Genomic DNA, 18,705 nt, shown 5'->3' on the forward strand with positions numbered 1-18,705 from the left:
GCCCAGGCGAAAGAGGGTTTGCACTGATGGAAGACAACCGCAAGAAAGCATTGAGCGCAGCACTTGGGCAGATCGAGCGCCAGTTTGGCAAGGGCGCGGTCATGAAAATGGGCGATCAGCCCCGTGAAGCCATTCCTGCGGTGTCCACCGGTTCTCTTGGCCTGGATGTGGCCCTGGGTATTGGCGGGCTTCCCTACGGCCGGATCTGTGAGATCTACGGCCCGGAAAGCTCCGGTAAAACCACATTGACCCTGCAGGTCATCGCCGAGGCCCAGAAGGCGGGCAAAACCTGTGCCTTCGTGGATGCCGAGCACGCGCTTGACCCGGTCTACGCCGAGAAACTGGGCGTGAACGTGGATGAGCTGCTGGTGTCCCAGCCGGATACCGGTGAGCAGGCACTGGAAATTGCCGACATGCTGGTACGCTCAAACGCCGTCGATGTCATCATCGTGGACTCGGTGGCGGCCCTGACCCCGAAAGCGGAAATCGAGGGCGAAATGGGCGACAGCCACGTAGGCCTGCAGGCGCGGCTGATGTCCCAGGCCCTGCGGAAACTGACTGGTAACGTCAAGCACGCCAACTGCCTGATGATCTTCATCAACCAGATCCGGATGAAGATCGGCGTGATGTTCGGCAGCCCGGAAACCACCACCGGCGGTAACGCCCTGAAGTTCTATTCCTCCGTGCGCCTCGATATCCGCCGCATTGGCTCGGTGAAGGAAGGCGACGAAGTGGTCGGCAACGAGACCCGGGTCAAGGTGGTCAAGAACAAGGTATCACCGCCGTTCAAGCAGGCGGAATTCCAGATCATGTACGGCAAGGGCATCTACCACATGGCCGAGGTGCTCGATATGGGCGTCAAGGAAGGTTTTGTGGACAAGTCCGGCGCCTGGTACGCCTACAACGGTGACAAGATCGGCCAGGGCAAGGCAAACGCCTGCAAGTTCCTTGAAGAGAACCTCGACATCGCCAACGAGATCGAAGCCAAGGTTCGTGACAAGCTGATGCCCAAGCCGACCGCCAAAAAAGAGGCGGAAGAGGCGCCGGCGGAAGCCAACGGCGAGCTGCTCTAACATCTCCCGGTGGGCAGGCGGTGCGCTGGCAGGGTGAGATTCCACCCAGACTGCCCATCGCTGGCCCCGCGTCGGCTGTCGCTGTTGCCTCTGTTCACCGAGAACAGAGGCGCTTCAAGCGCCTTTCGGAAATGCCCTGGCTCGGCGCCGATGTCTTCTTCCAATCGCCTGAGATAGTCTGCACCTCCGGCTTGTGCAAGCTGATTCCTGATCCAGTGTCGATGTTGCAGTCGACGGACAAATTTCCGGAATGATCTGAAGTGGATTTGGCGCATGAGTTCGTCCTCCCTGTTGCTGTTTGTCCATACTAGGCTCATGGCTTGCCCGGGTATCGAGTCAGATCCTTGGTTTCATTCCGGTACAGATAGCCAGGATTGCAGGTCTGTACTGCTCGAAATTTGATCATCTGTGCTCTTTGGCCCGGTGGTGGCCGGTTAACGGCAATTCCGAAACCGGAGACTTGTTATGGAAGCGCAAAAAAAGCTGCTGGTGGTTGCCCATGTACCTTCCCCGAACACCCTGAAACTCAGGCAGGCGGTGGTGGACGGCGCTCGCCACGAAGACATTGAAAACGTTGAGGTGCGGGTTCTGGCACCACTGGAGGCTGGGCCGGAGGATGTGATGGCGTGCGATGCCATTATTCTGGGTACCACCGAGAACCTTGGCTACATGAGCGGAGCGCTCAAGGACTTTTTCGATCGGAGCTATTATCCCTGCCTGGAAAAGACCGAGGGCTTGCCGTTTGCCTGTTACATACGCGCTGGTCATGACGGCACCGGTACCCGCAGGGCCATCGAGAGCATCACCACCGGGCTGCGCTGGAAGCGAATTCAGGAGCCACTGATCTGTCGCGGTGACTACCGTGATGAATTTGAAGAGCAGTGCCGGGAGTTGGGATTGTACGTGGCGGCCAGCCTGGACGCCGGGCTGATCTGAGTCGCTGTTTAGTGCGCCTCAGCTCGCGAAGCGGTTATAGAATCCTTCAATCCGTGACAGGGCGTTGTCGACGGTACGGGAATACCCTTTCGGATCCTGGCAATAGCTGAACTGGACGCTGACCCGGTAGCCGGTCTGGTAGGGCTGGCAGTCCACGACCCGGGCACCGACCCGCGACTCGCTGATGTATTTGCCGTCGAAGTCCAGGAACAACCTGGCGCCCCGCTCCACCGGGCGGGGGCAGAGGACGGCCATTCCATAACGATTCAGATCCAGGCAGGTTACCGGTGTGGCGTGCTTGCCCCGGCCGAAAAAACCACGTTCACGAAGGCGAACCTTCAGGCAGGCGGCGGGGTAGCGGTCCTTGATTCTGCGGTCGGCGGAATCACTGGTCATACGCGGGCATCCGTTGCGTGCATCGTATTTTTGTTGTCGGGAGACGAAGTGTAGTCAAGGCACTCCTGGTTGAAAAATGAACGGCCGCAGAAGTGTGAACCACCTAACATATTTCCTGTGACAGCCAAGACTCCGCGAAATCTTTTCGGCGAACGCGACAGGGCCGGCTCCAGAAACTACAATGACCGGCCAATGTGTTAACCGCTACAGGAACCAATCTTGAAGTCACTGCCTCTGCATCAGCTCTACAAAGCCTGTGTCCTCAAGGACCTGCCGTTCAAAACCACCCGACAACTGGAACCCTTGGCCGAAATCGTTGGCCAGAATCGCGCCCAGGAAGCGGTGCGTTTTGCCCTGGCGATGCCCCATGGTGGATATAACGTGTATGCAGTGGGCCGGAACGGCCTTGGCAAGCGCACCATGATGCTCCGGTACCTGGAGCATCACGTGGATACTGATCAGCAAAGCCATGACTGGTGCTACGTGGCCAATTTTGAGGAGCCGCGCATTCCCAGGCTTCTGCAGTTGCCCGCGGGCAAGGGGACCGAGCTCAAACAGGACATGGAAAAGCTGATGAGTCGCCTGGTGAAGGTGGTTCCCCAGACTTTCGATAGCGACAGCTTCCTCGAGCGCTCGGAGCAGCTCAAGAACGAGTACGGCAAGAAGCAGGAAGATGAGCTGGAGAAAGTGGCGGCGCAGGCCAGGCGCAAGAAAGTGAGCCTGACCGTGACCACACCCGGCGGTTACCGACTGGTGGCCATGAACGGTGATGAACCGCATACCGCCGAGTCCTTCCAGGCGCTGTCCGAGGAGCAACGGGACAAGTTCGAGGACTCTATCAACAAGCTCGAGAAAAAGCTCCGGCAGGCCCTCCGGAAACTGGCGGACTGGGAGCAGGAGTACGCGGAGAAGCAGCAGGCATTGAACCAGGAAACCCTGGAGAGCATCTCGGGCCACCAGATTGACGAGTTGATCGAGAAGTACCGGGATCTGCCGGACGTGGTGGCTTACTTCGAGGCAGTCCGGGCGGATATGGTAGAGAACCTGGATATCTTCCTGGATGACAACGAGGAGCAGGCGGCGATTGCCTACGCCTCCCTCGACAAGAAGATGCCAAGGCGCTATCTGGTTAACGTGCTGGTGCACCAGAAAACCAACGAGGTGCCGGTGGTGGTGGAAGACAACCCCACCTACCACAACCTGTTTGGCTATGTGGAAAACGTGACCTACAAGGGCACGGTGTTCACTGATTTCTCCCTGATTCGACCCGGCAGCCTGCATAGGGCCAATGGCGGTTATCTGCTGATGGATGCGATCAAGGTGCTGGAGCAACCCTTTGTCTGGGACGGTCTGAAGCGGGCGCTGCGCTCCCGATCCATACAGATCAACTCCCTGGAGCGGGAAATGACCCTGTCCGGAACCATTTCCATTGAACCGGAATCGGTGCCGCTGGATGTCAAGATTGTTCTTTTTGGCGATCGCGAAACCTGGATGCTGCTGCAGGAATACGATTCCGAGTTCGCCGAGCTGTTTCGGGTAACGGCCGATTTTGAAAATGAAATGTACCGGTCCGACGACAGCCAGCTGCTGTACGCGAAGTTTATTGCCAGCCTGGTGAGTGAGAAAAAACTGCTGCACTGCTCCAACAAGGCAGTGGCTCGTGTCATCGAGCACAGTGCCCGTATGGCTGAGCATCAGGACAGGCTCTCGTTGCATGCGGCAGACATCGCCAATCTGCTTCGGGAATCGGATTTCTGGGCGAGACAGGCCGGCGCCAAGTTGATCCAGGACACCCACGTTGAGCGGGCTCTGGAGAGTGCCCGGTACCGTAGCAGCCGAATTCGCGACCAGTTCTATAACTCCATCCGTGACGGCTCGACGCTCGTATCTACCACTGGCAAGTGCATCGGGCAGGTCAACGCGCTCTCCGTATTGTCCACCGGTGGCTTTGAATTCGGCCTTTCCAACCGGGTGACGGCCACCTGCTATTATGGAGATGGCGCGGTGATGGATATCGAGCGGGATGTGAAGCTGGGCGGCAACCTGCATTCCAAGGGGATCATGATCCTCAGCTCCTGGTTGTCGTCGCATTTTGCGGTGACCGACCCCATGCACCTCTCGGCCAGCCTGACCTTCGAGCAGAACTATGGCGAGGTAGATGGTGACAGCGCCTCACTGGCAGAGCTGTGCGCGCTGATTTCCGCCCTCTCGGGCGTGCCTGTGCGACAGGATCTGGCGATTACCGGCTCGGTGAACCAGTTTGGTGAGGTTCAGCCCATCGGTGGCGTGAACGAGAAGGTAGAGGGCTTTTTCACCACCTGTCAGCTCAAGGGTGGGTTGTCCGGCACGCAGGGCGTGATTGTCCCGACCACCAACGTGCAGAACCTGATGCTCGACAGCGAGGTTGTTCAGGCGGTACGGGAGGGTCGCTTTGCGGTCTATGCAGTGTCCCGGGTTGAAGAGGCTGTCACCCTGTTGCTTGGCAAGCCTGCGGGCAAGGCCGATGACAAAGGCAGGTACCCCAAGCAGAGCGTTTTTGGCATTATCCAGCAACGACTTGAAAAAATGCGGGAACACGAGCGTCAGGAACACGCCCGTGATGACCATAAAGACCCGTCAATTCACTGACCGGCGACGAACAAGAAAACGGACAGGAGAGAACACATCCATGACTGACATCCAGCAAACCGTATTCGTGGTAGAGGACGACGAAGCAGTCCGCGATTCCCTGGAGCTGCTGCTGAAATCCGATGGCAAGCCGGTCAAGACCTATGAGAGTGCCACTGCTTTCCTGAAGGACTATTCCGACAAGATGGCCGGCTGCATTGTGCTGGATATCCGTATGCCGGGTATGGACGGCATGGAGCTGCAGAAAAAGCTCAACGAAAAGCACTCGATTCTGCCGATCATCTTTGTGACCGGGCACGGCGATGTGCCCATGGCGGTTGATGCCATGAAGGAAGGCGCAGTGGACTTCATCCAGAAGCCCTACCGCGAGGAGGCGCTGCTGGAGAAGATCGAGGCGGCCCTGAAACAGGACCTGGACCAGCGTAAGTCGCTGGATGAGAAACAGGAGATCATCCGTCGCATCAAGAGCCTGACCCCCCGTGAACACGAGATTATGGACCGGATGATTGCCGGCCAGGCCAACAAGGTGATTGCCATTGAGCTCGAGATCAGTCAGCGGACGGTAGAAATTCACCGCTCCCGCGTCATGCACAAAATGGGAACCCATTCCCTCGCACATCTCGTCCGTATGGTCCTGTCCGTAAAGGACCTTATCGACGCACGGTGATCCCGGCGCCATCATACGGTTACTTTTCTAACCGGTCCGACAACTATGACTGAAGCTGTCAGCGAGAACTCGGAGGTGACGGTTCTGCTCGTGGACGATAATCCGCAGAACCTCAAAGTCCTCTATGAGACCCTGAAAGACAAAGGCTACCGACTGCTCATTGCCAACGAGGGTGATAAAGCCCTCGACCTTGCACACCGTCACCAGCCAGAGGTGATTCTCCTCGACATCATGATGCCGGAAATGGACGGTTACGAAGTCTGCCAGCGGCTCAAGACCGATCCCCAGACCGCTGACTGCGCCGTGGTTTTCCTGTCTGCCCTCGACGACCTGCAGGCGAAGGTCAAGGGTTTTTCCCTGGGCGGCGCCGACTATATTTCAAAGCCGTTCCAGTCTCAGGAAGTGATTGCCCGGGTGAAAACCCACGCCAGCGTCATTCGTCTCGAGCGGCAACTGCAGGCGCGCAATCGTGAGCTGCAGAGCGACCAGACCCGCATTCTCAATTCCATCAGCGAAGGCATATACGGCCTGGATGAGAATGGCATCATCGAGTTCGCCAATCCGGCCGCGGCCGCCATTGTTGGTTGCCCGGTTGACGAGCTGATCGGCCGCAATTTTTTTGAAACTCACTTTGCCACCTCTGCCGCCTGCCCGGACAGTCTGCCTGTTCGGGCTACCTGCCAGCAGGGTGTGGCGGAGAGCCAGAGGGACATCCGGATGCTGCGTGCCGACGGCACCGGGTTTCCCGCCGAATATCGCTCCACGCCAAAGCTGGATGCCGATGAACTCCATGGCGCCGTTGTGGTCTTCCGGGACATTACCGCGGAGCTGGACAGCGAGCAGGCCCTAGAAGAGGCCAGGCAACTGGTGCAGGAGCAACGGGACCAGCTAGCCCACACCTCGCGCCTGACCACCATGGGAGAGATGGCCGCCGGCGTCGCCCACGAGGTGAATCAGCCGCTCACGGCCATAACCAACTACGCCCGGGTGGCGAAGCGGATGATGGCCAAGGAAAGCCCCGATATGGATCTGCTTCGGGAGACCCTGGACAAGATCGAGGCCCAGTCCCACCGGGCCAGCGAGATCATTCGCCGGATCCGCCGGTTCATGAAGAAACCGGCCACCGGCAAGGAAGTGCTGTCGGTTTCGGCATTGCTGGAGGATACCCGCCAGTTTGCCGAGGTGGATATGCGCAACAACAAGGGCGCTATCTCTCTTGAGGTGCCCGAAGATATGCCGGAGGTGCTTGCGGATCCCATCCAGGTTCAGCAGGTGGCCCTCAACCTGATCCGCAACGCCCTGGAAGCGACCAGCAGTATTGACTCAGACGCGCCCGTGGAGGTCAGTGCCCGGGTTCAGGAGGGTACCTGTGTGCGTATCCAGGTTCGGGATCACGGGATGGGACTGTCTCCCGACGCTGAGGAAAAGCTGTTTTTGCCGTTTTTCACCACCAAGGACGAGGGCATGGGCATCGGGCTTTCAACCTGTCGCTCCCTCATTCAGGCTCAGGGTGGTGATATCGGGTTTGAGCGCCCCGAAGACGGCGGCGCCTGCTTCTATTTCACCCTGCCGGTAGCCGGGGCGGAGGGTTCGCCCTGCGCACCGGAGGATTCGGCCTCCTAGAGCCAGTCGATGCGCCCGGTAAGATGCGGCGCATCGCCCTTGCCATTCAACACCTGATAGTCCCAGCCGCTGTTGCCGCTTCGCCAGTTCAACTGGGCCGTGCCCGGCAAAAACAGCGGCTTCTTGAACTGACAGCTCACACTCAGGGCCCCCGGTTTCCAGCCGGACTGCTGCTCCAGTAGCGCCAGGGCGTGGGCCTTGGTCCACATGCCGTGCGCGATAGCCCGCGGAAAGCCGAAGGCCCGTGCGCTCACGGCGTGCATGTGGATAGGATTGCTGTCGCCCGAAACCCGCGCATACTGGCGTCCGATGGACTCCGGCGCTTTCAGGTTCAGGGTATCCGGGAAGCGCTCCAGCTCTCTTGGCGGCTTGCTGCCAACGGATTGGCCGTTGCCACTGGCCTGCCGGAAGAGGGTGGTGCTTGCTTCTTCCCAGATCAGCTGGCCGGCCGAGTGAGCCTGCGTGATCAGGTCGAATTCAATTCCCCGTGAAGTCTTTGCGGTGTTCCCCAGCGCAACGCTCAGGTCGAGCGTTTCCCCGTGTCCGATCGGCCGGTGCTGGGTGATGGTGTTGCGCAGGTGCACCAGCCCCAGCAGGGGCAGCGGGAATCGGTCATCCGTCAGCAGCTTCAGATGCAGGGGAAAGGCAAGAATATGGGGCCAGGTCACAGGCACGTGGTGATGGCTGGCAAAGCCGCAGACCTGTTGGTACTTGCGGAGTTTGTCGGTGGCGGTAGCCACGCCAACCAAACGGGCGGAGAGCTCAGGAATGACGATGGAATCTCCCGAATGCTTCTTTTTGGGGAGCAGAGCCTTGCCGTAGAGAGGCAGCAAAGCCGGCGGCGTGCCGTGGTAGACAAGAGGCTCGGGCATAGGTGACTCCTTGTGCGTCCTTTGGCGGGCCAGGCGGAACCAGGACGGGAGGTTCTGTCGCGCAGGTACCGCTTATTTTTACAATTTGGTACAACTCTCCGGTCGTGGCCTGATATGCTCTGATAACAGGCGAACGCCCGGGAGTGTGTATTCTATATACTCGATTAGTCTGGCAGAAACCGTCGGAAAGGGCATTGACCTGGGGTCTCCCGGTGTTTGTCCAGCCGGTCAAGGTATCAGTTAACGAATAAGAAAAGCGGGATCTTATGCAGGAACTTCGTGACGCGGGCGTGATGTTGCGCCTGATCTATGAGGCGATGAAGAAGCAGGGAGTTGATACGGACGCCATCTTCAGTCGCCTGGGGGTGGATGAGAACTACGTCTACACCGAGCAGCTGCGAACACCTCACAGCGCCCAAATGTATTTCTGGCAGGCCGTTGAGGAGGTGTCCGGAGATCCCGATGTCGGCCTTCATCTGGGACAGTTGCTGCCCGCCTACAAGGGGCAGGTGCTCGAATACCTGTTCCTGAGCAGCCCGACTTTCGGCGAAGGGCTGCGCCGTGCACAGAACTACCAGCGGTTGCTCAGCGACGCCGCCAATACCGATTTCTTTATCGAGGGCGACGATGCCTGCATGGTGCTGGACGCCGCCTCCGATGACGTCCGCCGTCTCAAGCACTTTAATGAATGCTTCGTTCAGGGGCTGATTACCTTTTTCAAGTCCATTACCGACGGCAGTTTCTACCCCTCGCGCATAGAGTTCGAGCACGAGCGTGCAGAGGGTCAGGAGCATGTGCGGGAAGTCCTGGGCTGTGACGTAACCTTCGGCGCAGAGGAAAACCGGCTCTATTTCCCGGCCAAGTTGCTGTCGCACGCGTCGCCCCATGCCGAGCCCGAACTGCTGGACCTGCATGAGCGTTTCGCCAGTGAGCAGGTGGCGCGCCTGGAGAAAAAGGACATCGTCGGGCAGGTTGAGCGAATTGTCGCCGAACTGCTCGATAGTGGCGAAGTCACCCTCGATGCGGTGGCAGAGCGGCTGGGTATCAAGGCCCGGACCCTGCGCACCCGCCTTACCGAAGCAGAAACCAGTTTCAACCAGGTTCTGGCCGATTTCCGTTACCGTCTCGCCCGTCAGCTGCTGGCCACGACCGACGAGTCTATTGACGAGATCGTCTACCTGACCGGCTTCTCAGAGCCCAGCACCTTCTACCGGGCGTTCAAGCGCTGGTCCGGCATGACCCCGATCGAATATCGCAAAACCGCACAGGGTAAGGATGCGATGGTCGATGCCATGTAACGGCTGGCCATCCGCCAACTTTTTTCAGAAAAAACGTTGACATGGCAGGGCGCCTCTTTATAATGCGCCCTCGTTGTCACAGAGCAGTCACACCCTGATTGCACCGCCTGTTCAAGGTTCCTGTGAAGCGCCGCACGGAGCGGTAGTTCAGTTGGTTAGAATACCGGCCTGTCACGCCGGGGGTCGCGGGTTCGAGTCCCGTCCGCTCCGCCATTTTTACTCTCCCTTTTTCGATGCTCTCCCGGGCTCAGGTCGAACCAGCGCCGATACGCCTTGTGAAACGCCGGCGGGTTCGCGAAACCAAGCAGCCAGGCAATTTCCGCCAGCGATGTATCTGTCTCCCGGATGTAATCCCGCGCCAGTTGTTTTCGTGTTTCGTCAACCAGCTCCCTGAAGCCAGTGCCTTCCGAGGCCAGCAGCCGTTGCAGGGTCCAGGGCGCCACGCCAAGCTTCGTCGCAATGGTCTGCAGGTCCGGTGTTTCACCCTGAAACAGGGGCGTGAGCAGGTTCTTTACCCGGTCTTTGGTGGTCCAGCCTTTCTCGATTTGCTGACGTTCGTCCTCACACTGGCGTACCAGGCGTTCATGCATGGCCGGTTGCGCCTGCAGGCTCTGCGTTTCCCAGGTCTCGCGACGCACCGTGATGCTGTTGGTCCCAGCGCCGAAGTGCACCGGGCAGCGAAACCAGCCTTCGAACAGTTCGTCCTGCCCGATGGAGGGGTATTCAATGCTGACTCGTTCCAGGACGTCGTAGCGACCGCTGATCGTGCGCAGGAACTGGGTCCAGGCGGCAAGTACCGAATCCACCACAAAATAGTTGAAGCTGTTGTAGGGCCGGATGGAATAAAAGCAGGCCTGCCTGGCGTCCGGGCGCACCGAGGGCGTGCCCCGGCTGTTCCGGCTGGTTAGAAGGGCATAGCGTATCAGTGTGCTGATAGCAGCGCCCACGGTGCCGGCGGTTTCACCGGCAAGACCGGCGAGGCCCGCGTCTACCGGTCGCGACAGCGCGCCCATGCGCAGTCCGAGGGCGGGGTTGCCGGTAACGCCAATGGCCGCATGGCCGAGCCGCATGAAACGGGGGATGCTGATCCTGGCATCCGGTGAGTTCAGGGTCTCCCTGTCAAGCTGGAAACGGGATACCAGTTCGGCGGTATCTGCGCCCTCCGCAGCTGCCGCGCGCATCAGTACCGAGACGTAGAGAACGCTGATGTCGCCGAGTGAATTGCGGGGCACCGGCTGGGCAGATCGGGTTCCGCTCATTGAAGCCTTTGTCTGACATGTTATCCAAAGATAATAGAATGTTATTCCTGGATATTGTCGAGGGCAAGGGGTGACGGTAGTTTTAGGTTCGATCACAAGTGGGGTGAGCAGGCCGCAAGAGCCGTAGCCCTCGCTGACGAACCCGATGAGGAGACAGGACATGACCACCAGCACTACCCCCGGCGTTGCCAGGTACCCGAATCTGCTTGAGCCCCTCGATCTGGGCTTCACCAGGCTGCGTAATCGCACCCTGATGGGGTCCATGCACACAGGGCTTGAGGAAGCGAAGAATGGATTCCAGCGCCTGGCGGCGTTCTACGCAGAGCGTGCCCGCGGTGGTGCGGGGCTGATTGTGACGGGTGGCATTGCGCCGAATGTTGAAGGCGGGGTCTTCCAGCATGCTGCCAAGATGACCACTGAGGAGGAATCGGACCGGCACCGGATCATCACCGAGGCGGTGCACGAGGCCGACGGCAAGATCTGTATGCAGATTCTTCATGCCGGTCGCTACGCTTACTCGCCGGAACTGGTGGCGCCGTCAGCCATCCAGGCGCCCATCAACCCGTTCAAGCCCAAAGAGCTGGATGAAGCGGGCATTGAGAAGCAGATCCAGGACTACGTCGATTGCGCCGCCCTGGCTCAGCGGGCTGGCTATGACGGTGTGGAGATCATGGGCTCGGAGGGCTATTTCATCAACCAGTTCATCGTTTCCCACACTAACCATCGAACTGACCGCTGGGGTGGCAGCTATGAGAACCGCATCCGCCTGCCCCTCGAAATCGTTCGCCGCGTCCGCGAGCGGGTGGGGGAAAACTTCATCCTCATCTACCGCTTGTCGATGCTGGATCTGATCGAAGACGGCAGCACCTGGGACGAGGTGGTCCATCTGGCGAAGGAGATCGAGAAGGCCGGCGCCACGATCATCAACACGGGTATTGGCTGGCACGAGGCCCGGGTTCCGACCATTGCCACCTCCGTACCCCGGGGTGCTTTCACCAAGGTGACCGCTCGGTTGAAGGGTGAGGTGAGCATCCCGCTGGTCACTACCAACCGGATCAATATGCCGGATGTGGCCGAGAAAATCCTGGCCGACGGCGACGCCGACATGGTGTCCATGGCGCGTCCCTTCCTGGCCGATGCTGACCTGGTTCTGAAAGCCGCCGAAGACCGTGCCGATGAGATCAACACCTGTATTGGCTGTAACCAGGCGTGCCTGGACCATACCTTCAGTGGCAAGCTGACTTCGTGCCTGGTGAACCCGAGGGCCTGTCACGAAACCGAGCTGACCTACGTGAAAACGGCCAATCCGAAAGCCATTGCTGTGGTTGGAGCCGGTCCCGCCGGTCTGGCATTTGCCACCGTCGCGGCGGAGCGTGGCCACAAGGTCACGCTGTTTGATGCGGGCAGCGAAATCGGCGGCCAGTTCAACGTGGCGAAGCTGATTCCGGGCAAGGAGGAGTTTTACGAGACGCTCCGCTATTTCCGGGTCATGCTGGACAAGCACGGCGTGGATGTTCGTCTGAATACCCGTGTCAGCGCCGATGACCTCAAGGCCGGCGGTTTTGACGAGGTGATCCTGGCCACCGGGGTGAAGCCCCGCACCCCCGATATCGAGGGCATCGACCATCCCAAGGTGATTGGCTATCTGGATGCACTGCTCGAGCGCAAGCCGGTTGGCCGGAAAGTGGCGGTGATCGGTGCCGGCGGCATAGGTTTCGATGTCTCCGAATTCATTGTTCATAAAGGTGAGTCTGCGGCGCTGGATACCGGCCACTTCATGCGCGAGTGGGGCGTGGATCTGAGCGTGGAGCACCGCGGTGGTATCCAGGGTGTGACCCCGGAAGTGCCGGAGCCGGCGCGGGAGGTTTACCTGCTGCAGCGTAAAGCCTCCAAGGTGGGCAAGAACCTGGGCAAGACCACCGGCTGGATCCACCGTACCTCCCTCAAGAACCGTCAGGTGCAGATGGTGCCCGGTGTTACCTACCGTAAGATTGACGACGAGGGTCTGCACGTCACCATCACTCCCAAGGGTGCCGAGCAGGGCGAGGACCGGGTACTGGCGGTGGACACCATCATCGTATGTGCGGGCCAGGAGCCGCTGCGTGAACTGCAGGCGGATCTGGAATCGGCCGGCCTGCCGGTCCATCTGATTGGCGGTTCCGATGTTGCTGCCGAACTCGATGCCAAGCGCGCCATCAATCAGGGGAGCAGGCTCGCCGCCGAACTCTGATCGGGCACAAGATCACAAATCGTTGCAGTTTTTCCCTGTGCACGAACGATAGTCTGGCTAGACTAATAGCGCTGGGTCTGTCAGCTTGCCCCTTCCGCGATTCGTGGTTGCTCTCTGGCGACCACGTCTTGTGCAAGGGGTTTTTACCCTCAGGAATGGAACAACCTGTCCGATCCTGTCGTGTGGGTACGGATACGTTCGATTTTGGAGTCTAGTGCGGAGAAAGTGCAATGGTGTCTGCCGACCAGGCAACTGATGGTTATGCGGCGGTTTTCTTCATGGACGGTAGCCAGGTTTCGCGGCAGATGCGCGCCAGCGAGTTCGGCGCTTTCCTGGATGGTTATGTAGGGCTGTCGGATCTGGCCGAGACCGATGTCCGGGCCGTTCTGGTTGAACTCAATGGCGAGCTGCTGGTCCAGTCCCTGGTGTTCTTCCGCATCTGGTTCGATGAGGAAGGCCGGGCCGACACGCACTGGAACGTCCCCATTGAGGAACTGGCCAAGAACGGTGCCAAGGGCCCCGATATGGGTGGCGGCGCCATTCGCCTGGTCTGCCGCAGTCAGTGCCCGGACCCCCGATTCAAGGAGGATCTCTGGGACCCCGACATGACTCCGGGGAATAACCACTTCCAGACCATCCGCAAGGCCGTGGAAGCCAACAGCCTCAAATTCCGCAAGAAAGAACCGGCGCGGGAAGAGGAGATTCCCGTACTCAATGCCCAGACGCAAGCACCGGGTACAGACGACTCGGCGGCCGCCGATCGCTCGAGGCTGGCGCAGCTGATCCGCGAGCAACGCCTGAGAATCAAGACGCTCCAAAGCGTGCACCGAGATTCCCTGTCTGATCTGCAGCGCGAGCATCGTCTCGAGATGCAGACCCTGAGGGGCGAAATTGCGGATCTGGAGCAGAAATACGAACGCCAGCGGTTAAGTAACGAGCAGTTGAAGAAGCGACTGGCGGAGCGTAATGAACAATACCTCACCATGCAGGAGCAGATTGCCGACAGTGGCGCCGACAAGCAGCGCGAGGAGTCGAATGCTGACGCCGAACTGGTGCTGTTGAAGGATCAACTGGAGCGCCGGCAGCGGGAGCTCGAGTTGCGGGACGACAAAATCGTTGCCCTGGAGCAGGAAAACCACGAGCTGAGGAACCGGGAGCCCGTGGAAAATTCGATCATGGACCACCTGAAGCGGCAATCGGTGTTTCTGGTGGCCTACCATCCCGGCGTGGGGCACCTGACCCTGCCGTTCGAAGACATCGAGACCTACTTCGAGAATCCAACGGCCTACGCCGCCGACCGGTGTGGCATGAATGAGCCTGCGTACCGGGAGTGGCTTGAGCACTACGAGAACCCGGTGTGCGCCCACGAGACCGAGGATGGAAAGCGCTGCGAGGAGCCCATCCTTCGGGTCAGCCAGCCGTCGGAATTTCGCCCGGGGGTGGACGACAGGTGCGAGCAGCACCGGAACCCGGGTTGAGCAACGACAGCCCGCTATTGCCAACTTTTTTCAGTATCCCGCCGACTTTCGTTAAACTGTAGCCCAGATTGAACCGGACCCGGCCGACCGCTCGGCGTCCGGCGGCATCCCGACACCACAGGAAGCTTCATGGATCAGTTCAGGAACATTGGTGTGATTGGCCGGATGGGCAGCGTCAAGGTGGTTGAATCCCTGCGCCAGCTCAAGCAATACCTGATCACCCACAACTACCACGTTATTCTCGAAGAAGACACGGCCAGTATGCTGCCCGGTCACGGCCTGCAGGTGGCCAGCAAGAAGCTGCTGGGCGAGATCTGCGACCTGGTGATTGTGGTGGGTGGCGATGGCAGCCTGCTCGGTGCGGCCCGTGAACTGGCCAAATCGAAGATCCCCCTGCTGGGTGTCAACCGGGGGCGTCTTGGCTTCCTGACCGATATCTCTCCGGCCGATCTCGAGGAGCGCCTGGGGAAGGTGCTGGAAGGCGAGTACATCGAGGAAACCCGGTTTCTGCTCGACGGTAATGTTGAACGCAACGGTCAGCCCCTGGGGTTCGGTACCGCGTTGAACGATGTGGTGCTGCATCCGGGCAAATCGACCCGGATGATCGGCTTTGATCTGTTCATTGATGGCCATTTTGTCTACAGCCAGCGCTCGGACGGCCTGATCGTGTCAACGCCGACTGGCTCCACGGCCTACTCGCTGTCTGCTGGCGGGCCGATCATGCACCCCAAGCTCGACGCCATTGTTCTGGTGCCGATGTTTCCCCACACTCTCAGTAGCCGGCCAATCGTTGTCGATGGCAAGAGTGAGATCAAACTGGTGATCGGGGAAACCAACGAAACCTATCCGCAGATCAGCTTCGACGGGCAGATGAACATTGCCTGTGCACCGGGCGACATCATTCGCATCACCAAGAAGCCGTTCAAGATCCGGCTTATTCACCCCACCGACCACAACTTTTACGCCACCTGCCGTGACAAGCTTGGCTGGGCCAGTGAAATATCAGCGAGTTGATCATGGCTGTATCGAAACAGACCGCTAGCCGCGGTTACGACATTATTGGCGACATTCACGGTTGCGCGAACACCCTGGTCAGGTTGCTGGACCAGATGGGTTATCGCAAGATCAACGGCGTGTACCAACACCCCCGGCGTCAGGCGATCTTTATCGGCGATATCATCGACCGCGGCCCCCGGATCCGTGAGGCGTTGCACCTGGTGCGCGATATGGTAGAGCATGGCTCGGCCCGTATCGTGATGGGCAATCACGAGTACAATGCCCTGGGTTATTGCACCCGGGCCCGGGCCGGCAGTGGCAAGAAGTGGCTGCGGGAACACAATCCCCGTCACGATCGTCTGATCCGTGAGACTCTGGAACAGTTTGAAGCCCATCCCTATGAGTGGAACGAGTTCCTCGACTGGTTCTACTCCATTCCGCTGTTCATCGAGGAAGAGAACTTTCGGGTGGTACATGCCTGCTGGGATGGCGACCTGATCGACAAGTTCAAACGGATCCAGGGCGGTGCCTGTATCGACGAGGATTTCCTGCACGCCTCGGCCGCCATTGAATCCTTTGCCGGGCAGGTCATGGATACCCTGTTGCGAGGCACCGATCTGCGGTTGCCAGAGGGCATGTCCATCACCGGTCGCGATGGCTATGTGCGCCAGTTTTTCCGCACCAAATTCTGGGCGGACGATCCCAGAACCTACGCCGATGTAGTGTTTCAGCCGGATCCATTGCCGCCAGAGGTGGCGCGTCGTGAGTTGACGGCGGCCGAGCAACGGCAGTTGATCAGTTATCCGCTGGACGCGCCACCGGTCTTCGTGGGTCACTACTGGATGGAAGGTGAGCCGGCACCGCTGAAGGCCAATGTGGCCTGCATCGACTACAGTGCGGTGAAATACGGTCGGCTGGTGGCCTACCGGATGGACGGTGAGCGGGCACTTTCCCGCGACAAGTTTGTCTGGGTAGATGTGGAGCGGCCGGAGCAGGCAGATTATCCCTCCAGTGAAGACAGCGTGGCGCGCTAGGACGCGCCGGCGGAAACAGATCCTGAGGCGGAGCAAAGGGTGTATCGAGTCAAGCAGTTGGATACCAGGGTAAATCTGGCCAGTTTCAGTCGCTGGCTGAATGGCCAGGGTGTGGCCCATCGGATTTCCGAAGAAGGCGGCTTCCAGGTGCTCTGGCTGGAAGATCCGGCGCACGCCGAGCCGGTATTGGCTGCCCTCGACCGGTTCATGGCCGAACCGGAAATCCGCGATGCCGTGGATCGCCAGAACCGATCGCCGGCGTTCGTGGGCGGTCGTTGGCAGCCGTCCCCCCGCCACGCGCCTCTGGTGCTGGGTATCATCGGGTTGGCGGTGCTCATGGTCTGGCTGACGGCCATGGGTCAGAACCAGCTTGCCGCAGCGCTGATGATCATCGATCCCCGGGATTTCGACTGGAGCTCCCTGGGCGGTCGCGTGGACGCGTTGACGGCGACCCTGGCCAGCGGCCAGATCTGGCGTTTACTGACGCCCGATTTCCTGCATTTCAGCTGGACTCACATCATTTTCAATTCGGTGATGCTGTGGTTTCTGGGCAGCCAGATCGAGTGGTTTGATGGTCGAGCCCGGTTCATCACGCTGTTTGTGGTGACCAGCCTGCTCTCCAACGGTCTGCAGTACTTTGTTTCGGGGCCGTTGTTCGGCGGGCTGTCCGGCGTGGTCTACGGTATTCTGGGCTATTGCTGGTTGAGCCAGCGTGCGGCGCCGAGATTTCAGTTTCCGCCGGCCCTGGTGACGTTTGCGGTGGCCTGGATGGTGATTGGTTTCACCTCACTGCCTGAACTGATAGGCCTGGGACGGATGGCCAACGAGGCGCACCTGGGTGGATTTGTTGCAGGGCTGGCCCTGGCGGTGGTTCTGCCCGTAAGACAGCGGAGGCGGTAATAAAAAAGCCCCGCAAAAGCGGGGCATAAAAAGAGCATTCAGCTCCTGATGAGAGAGACCAAATGAAACGACCGTTGTCATTTGGTGAGGTAATGATAATCATTGTCGTTTGAGAATGTCAAACGATACCCGCGGGTTTTTTATGAATGTTTTTTCAGGAGGGCGGCATGACCTATGAAGAACTGATCGAGCGGCTGGACCCGAACGTGTACCGGAGCCTGCGTCAGTCGATTGAGCTGGGCAAATGGCCCGATGGCCGCAAGTTGACGCCCGAGCAGCGGGAAATCAGCCTTGAAGCCGTGATTTACTATGAGAACCTGCACAACATTCCGGAAGAAGAACGCACCGGCTACCTGGATCGGGGCAGCAAGGCTGGCACGGCCTGCGACCCTTCCGTGCAGAGATCGCAGGGGCAGGGCAAGGTGGACCCGGACCAGTTTGTCGAGGTCAAGTCTTGAGCGAAGTGATTGACGTAACAGGCCGACTGCGCAAGATGCCGGTAGAGGCCGGGCATCCGGTGTCGTACACCATTGCCGTGGGTGACACCCGCATTCCACTGAACGATCTCATCGGCAGGCCGTTGCGCCTGGATTTCAACGGCGTGATCCGGTGCATCCACTGTGATCGCAAAACCAACAAGAGTTTCAATCAGGGGTTCTGCTTCCCGTGTTTCCGCAAGCTGGCCGCCTGTGACAGCTGCATCATGAGCCCGGAGAAGTGCCATTATCATCTGGGAACCTGTCGTGAGCCGGAGTGGGGAGAGACTCACTGCATGATCGAGCACGTGGTCTACCTGGCCAATTCGTCCGGACTGAAGGTGGGTATTACCCGGGCTTCACAGGTGCCGACGCGCTGGATAGACCAGGGGGCTGTCGATGCCATTCCCATGGTTCGGGTGGCCACCCGGTACCTGGCCGGTCTGGTGGAAGTGGCGTGCAAGGCCCATGTTGCCGACCGCACCAACTGGCAGCGGATGCTCAAGGGTGAAGTGCCGAAGCTGGACCTGCAGGAGGAGCGTGAGCGGATGCTGGGCCTGATTGCCGACGACCTTGACGCACTTCGGGCAGAGCACGGTGAGGACGCTATTCGGGCGGTGGATGAGCAGGGCCTGGGTCTCAGTTACCCGGTTCAGACCTGGCCAGCGAAGATCAAAACCCATAACCTCGATAAAACGCCAGAGGTCGAAGGCACGCTCGAGGGTATCAAGGGGCAATACCTTATTCTGGATACCGGTGTGATCAACATCCGGAAGTTCACCGGTTATGAAATCCGTTTCCGGGTCCTGGAAGGCTGACCGCCACGGGCCCGAGTGATC

At 59.4% G+C, this 18,705-nt stretch carries 15 protein-coding genes, 1 tRNA gene and 1 pseudogene; 14 read left to right on the plus strand and 3 right to left on the minus strand.

The features are described from left to right. Nucleotides 1-26 precede the first annotated feature (26 nt). Both recA and BM344_RS15245 read left to right on the plus strand, forming a co-directional pair. Nucleotides 27-1,073, plus strand: a complete 1,047-nt coding sequence (gene recA / locus BM344_RS15235; RefSeq protein ID WP_091992052.1) for a recombinase RecA — start codon at nucleotides 27-29, stop codon at nucleotides 1,071-1,073. Nucleotides 1,074-1,538: 465 nt separating this feature from the next. After that, nucleotides 1,539-2,009, plus strand: a complete 471-nt coding sequence (locus BM344_RS15245) for a flavodoxin family protein (RefSeq protein WP_091992054.1) — start codon at nucleotides 1,539-1,541, stop codon at nucleotides 2,007-2,009. Nucleotides 2,010-2,027: 18 nt separating this feature from the next. On the opposite strand, the gene BM344_RS15250 is transcribed toward BM344_RS15245, so the two are convergent. Continuing rightward, nucleotides 2,028-2,405 (minus strand): PilZ domain-containing protein, encoded by a 378-nt coding sequence (locus tag BM344_RS15250; protein ID WP_091992055.1) that lies wholly within the window; start codon nucleotides 2,403-2,405, stop codon nucleotides 2,028-2,030. Nucleotides 2,406-2,624: 219 nt separating this feature from the next. On the opposite strand from BM344_RS15250, the gene BM344_RS15255 reads away from it, so the two are divergent. From BM344_RS15255 to BM344_RS15265, 3 genes are read left to right on the plus strand one after another with little or no spacing between them, the layout of a single operon-like run. Next, complete coding sequence (locus BM344_RS15255; protein ID WP_091992056.1) at nucleotides 2,625-5,033, plus strand: ATP-binding protein; 2,409 nt, start codon at nucleotides 2,625-2,627, stop codon at nucleotides 5,031-5,033. Between the two features lie 40 nt (nucleotides 5,034-5,073). Further along, on the plus strand, nucleotides 5,074-5,700 hold the full coding sequence (gene fixJ / locus BM344_RS15260) for a response regulator FixJ (protein ID WP_091992057.1): 627 nt from the start codon (nucleotides 5,074-5,076) through the stop codon (nucleotides 5,698-5,700). Nucleotides 5,701-5,745: 45 nt separating this feature from the next. Next, a complete protein-coding gene (locus BM344_RS15265) occupies nucleotides 5,746-7,323 on the plus strand; it encodes an ATP-binding response regulator (RefSeq protein ID WP_091992058.1) in 1,578 nt (525 codons plus the stop codon). On the opposite strand, the gene BM344_RS15270 is transcribed toward BM344_RS15265, so the two are convergent. Then, entirely contained in the window at nucleotides 7,320-8,195 is an 876-nt protein-coding gene (locus BM344_RS15270; protein ID WP_091992059.1) for a MaoC family dehydratase, read from the minus strand. The genes BM344_RS15265 and BM344_RS15270 overlap by 4 nt on opposite strands. Before the next feature lie 266 nt (nucleotides 8,196-8,461). Between BM344_RS15270 and BM344_RS15275 the strand changes: the two genes are divergently transcribed. After that, the gene (locus BM344_RS15275; protein WP_091992060.1) at nucleotides 8,462-9,493 is read left to right on the plus strand and encodes an AraC family transcriptional regulator; all 1,032 of its coding nucleotides are present in this window, start codon (nucleotides 8,462-8,464) and stop codon (nucleotides 9,491-9,493) included. A gap of 136 nt (nucleotides 9,494-9,629) precedes the next feature. Beyond that, nucleotides 9,630-9,706 (plus strand) — tRNA-Asp (locus BM344_RS15280). An 11-nt stretch (nucleotides 9,707-9,717) separates the two neighbouring features. On the opposite strand, the pseudogene BM344_RS15285 reads toward BM344_RS15280, so the two are convergent. Then, nucleotides 9,718-10,752: pseudogene (locus BM344_RS15285) on the minus strand (AraC family transcriptional regulator); the annotation flags it as partial. A gap of 160 nt (nucleotides 10,753-10,912) precedes the next feature. Between BM344_RS15285 and BM344_RS15290 the strand changes: the two are divergent. The 7 genes from BM344_RS15290 to BM344_RS15320 all read left to right on the plus strand — a co-directional run bounded on the left by BM344_RS15290 (nucleotide 10,913) and on the right by BM344_RS15320 (nucleotide 18,684). Then, entirely contained in the window at nucleotides 10,913-12,982 is a 2,070-nt protein-coding gene (locus tag BM344_RS15290) for an NADPH-dependent 2,4-dienoyl-CoA reductase (protein ID WP_091992061.1), read from the plus strand. A gap of 230 nt (nucleotides 12,983-13,212) precedes the next feature. Beyond that, nucleotides 13,213-14,460 carry a DNA repair protein gene (locus tag BM344_RS15295; RefSeq protein WP_091992062.1) on the plus strand — a complete coding sequence of 416 codons (1,248 nt, stop codon included), beginning with the start codon at nucleotides 13,213-13,215 and terminating at the stop codon, nucleotides 14,458-14,460. Nucleotides 14,461-14,589: 129 nt separating this feature from the next. Further along, on the plus strand, nucleotides 14,590-15,474 hold the full coding sequence (locus BM344_RS15300; protein ID WP_091992063.1) for an NAD(+) kinase: 885 nt from the start codon (nucleotides 14,590-14,592) through the stop codon (nucleotides 15,472-15,474). Between the two features lie 2 nt (nucleotides 15,475-15,476). After that, the gene (locus BM344_RS15305; RefSeq protein ID WP_091992064.1) at nucleotides 15,477-16,490 is read left to right on the plus strand and encodes a metallophosphoesterase; all 1,014 of its coding nucleotides are present in this window, start codon (nucleotides 15,477-15,479) and stop codon (nucleotides 16,488-16,490) included. A gap of 39 nt (nucleotides 16,491-16,529) precedes the next feature. Next, nucleotides 16,530-17,390: a rhomboid family intramembrane serine protease gene (locus tag BM344_RS15310; RefSeq protein WP_091992065.1), complete on the plus strand. Its 861-nt coding sequence runs from the start codon at nucleotides 16,530-16,532 to the stop codon at nucleotides 17,388-17,390. A gap of 167 nt (nucleotides 17,391-17,557) precedes the next feature. Next, nucleotides 17,558-17,848, plus strand: coding sequence for a YeaC family protein (locus BM344_RS15315; protein WP_091992066.1), 291 nt, complete (start codon nucleotides 17,558-17,560; stop codon nucleotides 17,846-17,848). Continuing rightward, entirely contained in the window at nucleotides 17,845-18,684 is an 840-nt protein-coding gene (locus BM344_RS15320) for a DUF2797 domain-containing protein (protein ID WP_091992067.1), read from the plus strand. The genes BM344_RS15315 and BM344_RS15320 overlap by 4 nt, the downstream gene beginning before the upstream one ends. Nucleotides 18,685-18,705 lie beyond the last annotated feature (21 nt).

This window comes from Marinobacter gudaonensis, from assembly GCF_900115175.1.
Taxonomy (GTDB): Bacteria; Pseudomonadota; Gammaproteobacteria; order Pseudomonadales; family Oleiphilaceae; genus Marinobacter; species Marinobacter gudaonensis.

Coding starts and splice junctions, on each gene's coding strand:
- BM344_RS15275 (WP_091992060.1), top strand. CDS start 8,462: ATGCAGGAACTTCGTGACGCGGGCGTGATGTTGCGCCTGATCTATGAG.
- BM344_RS15305 (WP_091992064.1), top strand. CDS start 15,477: ATGGCTGTATCGAAACAGACCGCTAGCCGCGGTTACGACATTATTGGC.
- BM344_RS15270 (WP_091992059.1), bottom strand. CDS start 8,195: ATGCCCGAGCCTCTTGTCTACCACGGCACGCCGCCGGCTTTGCTGCCT.
- BM344_RS15290 (WP_091992061.1), top strand. CDS start 10,913: ATGACCACCAGCACTACCCCCGGCGTTGCCAGGTACCCGAATCTGCTT.
- BM344_RS15295 (WP_091992062.1), top strand. CDS start 13,213: ATGGTGTCTGCCGACCAGGCAACTGATGGTTATGCGGCGGTTTTCTTC.
- BM344_RS15265 (WP_091992058.1), top strand. CDS start 5,746: ATGACTGAAGCTGTCAGCGAGAACTCGGAGGTGACGGTTCTGCTCGTG.
- recA (WP_091992052.1), top strand. CDS start 27: ATGGAAGACAACCGCAAGAAAGCATTGAGCGCAGCACTTGGGCAGATC.
- fixJ (WP_091992057.1), top strand. CDS start 5,074: ATGACTGACATCCAGCAAACCGTATTCGTGGTAGAGGACGACGAAGCA.
- BM344_RS15315 (WP_091992066.1), top strand. CDS start 17,558: ATGACCTATGAAGAACTGATCGAGCGGCTGGACCCGAACGTGTACCGG.
- BM344_RS15250 (WP_091992055.1), bottom strand. CDS start 2,405: ATGACCAGTGATTCCGCCGACCGCAGAATCAAGGACCGCTACCCCGCC.
- BM344_RS15300 (WP_091992063.1), top strand. CDS start 14,590: ATGGATCAGTTCAGGAACATTGGTGTGATTGGCCGGATGGGCAGCGTC.
- BM344_RS15245 (WP_091992054.1), top strand. CDS start 1,539: ATGGAAGCGCAAAAAAAGCTGCTGGTGGTTGCCCATGTACCTTCCCCG.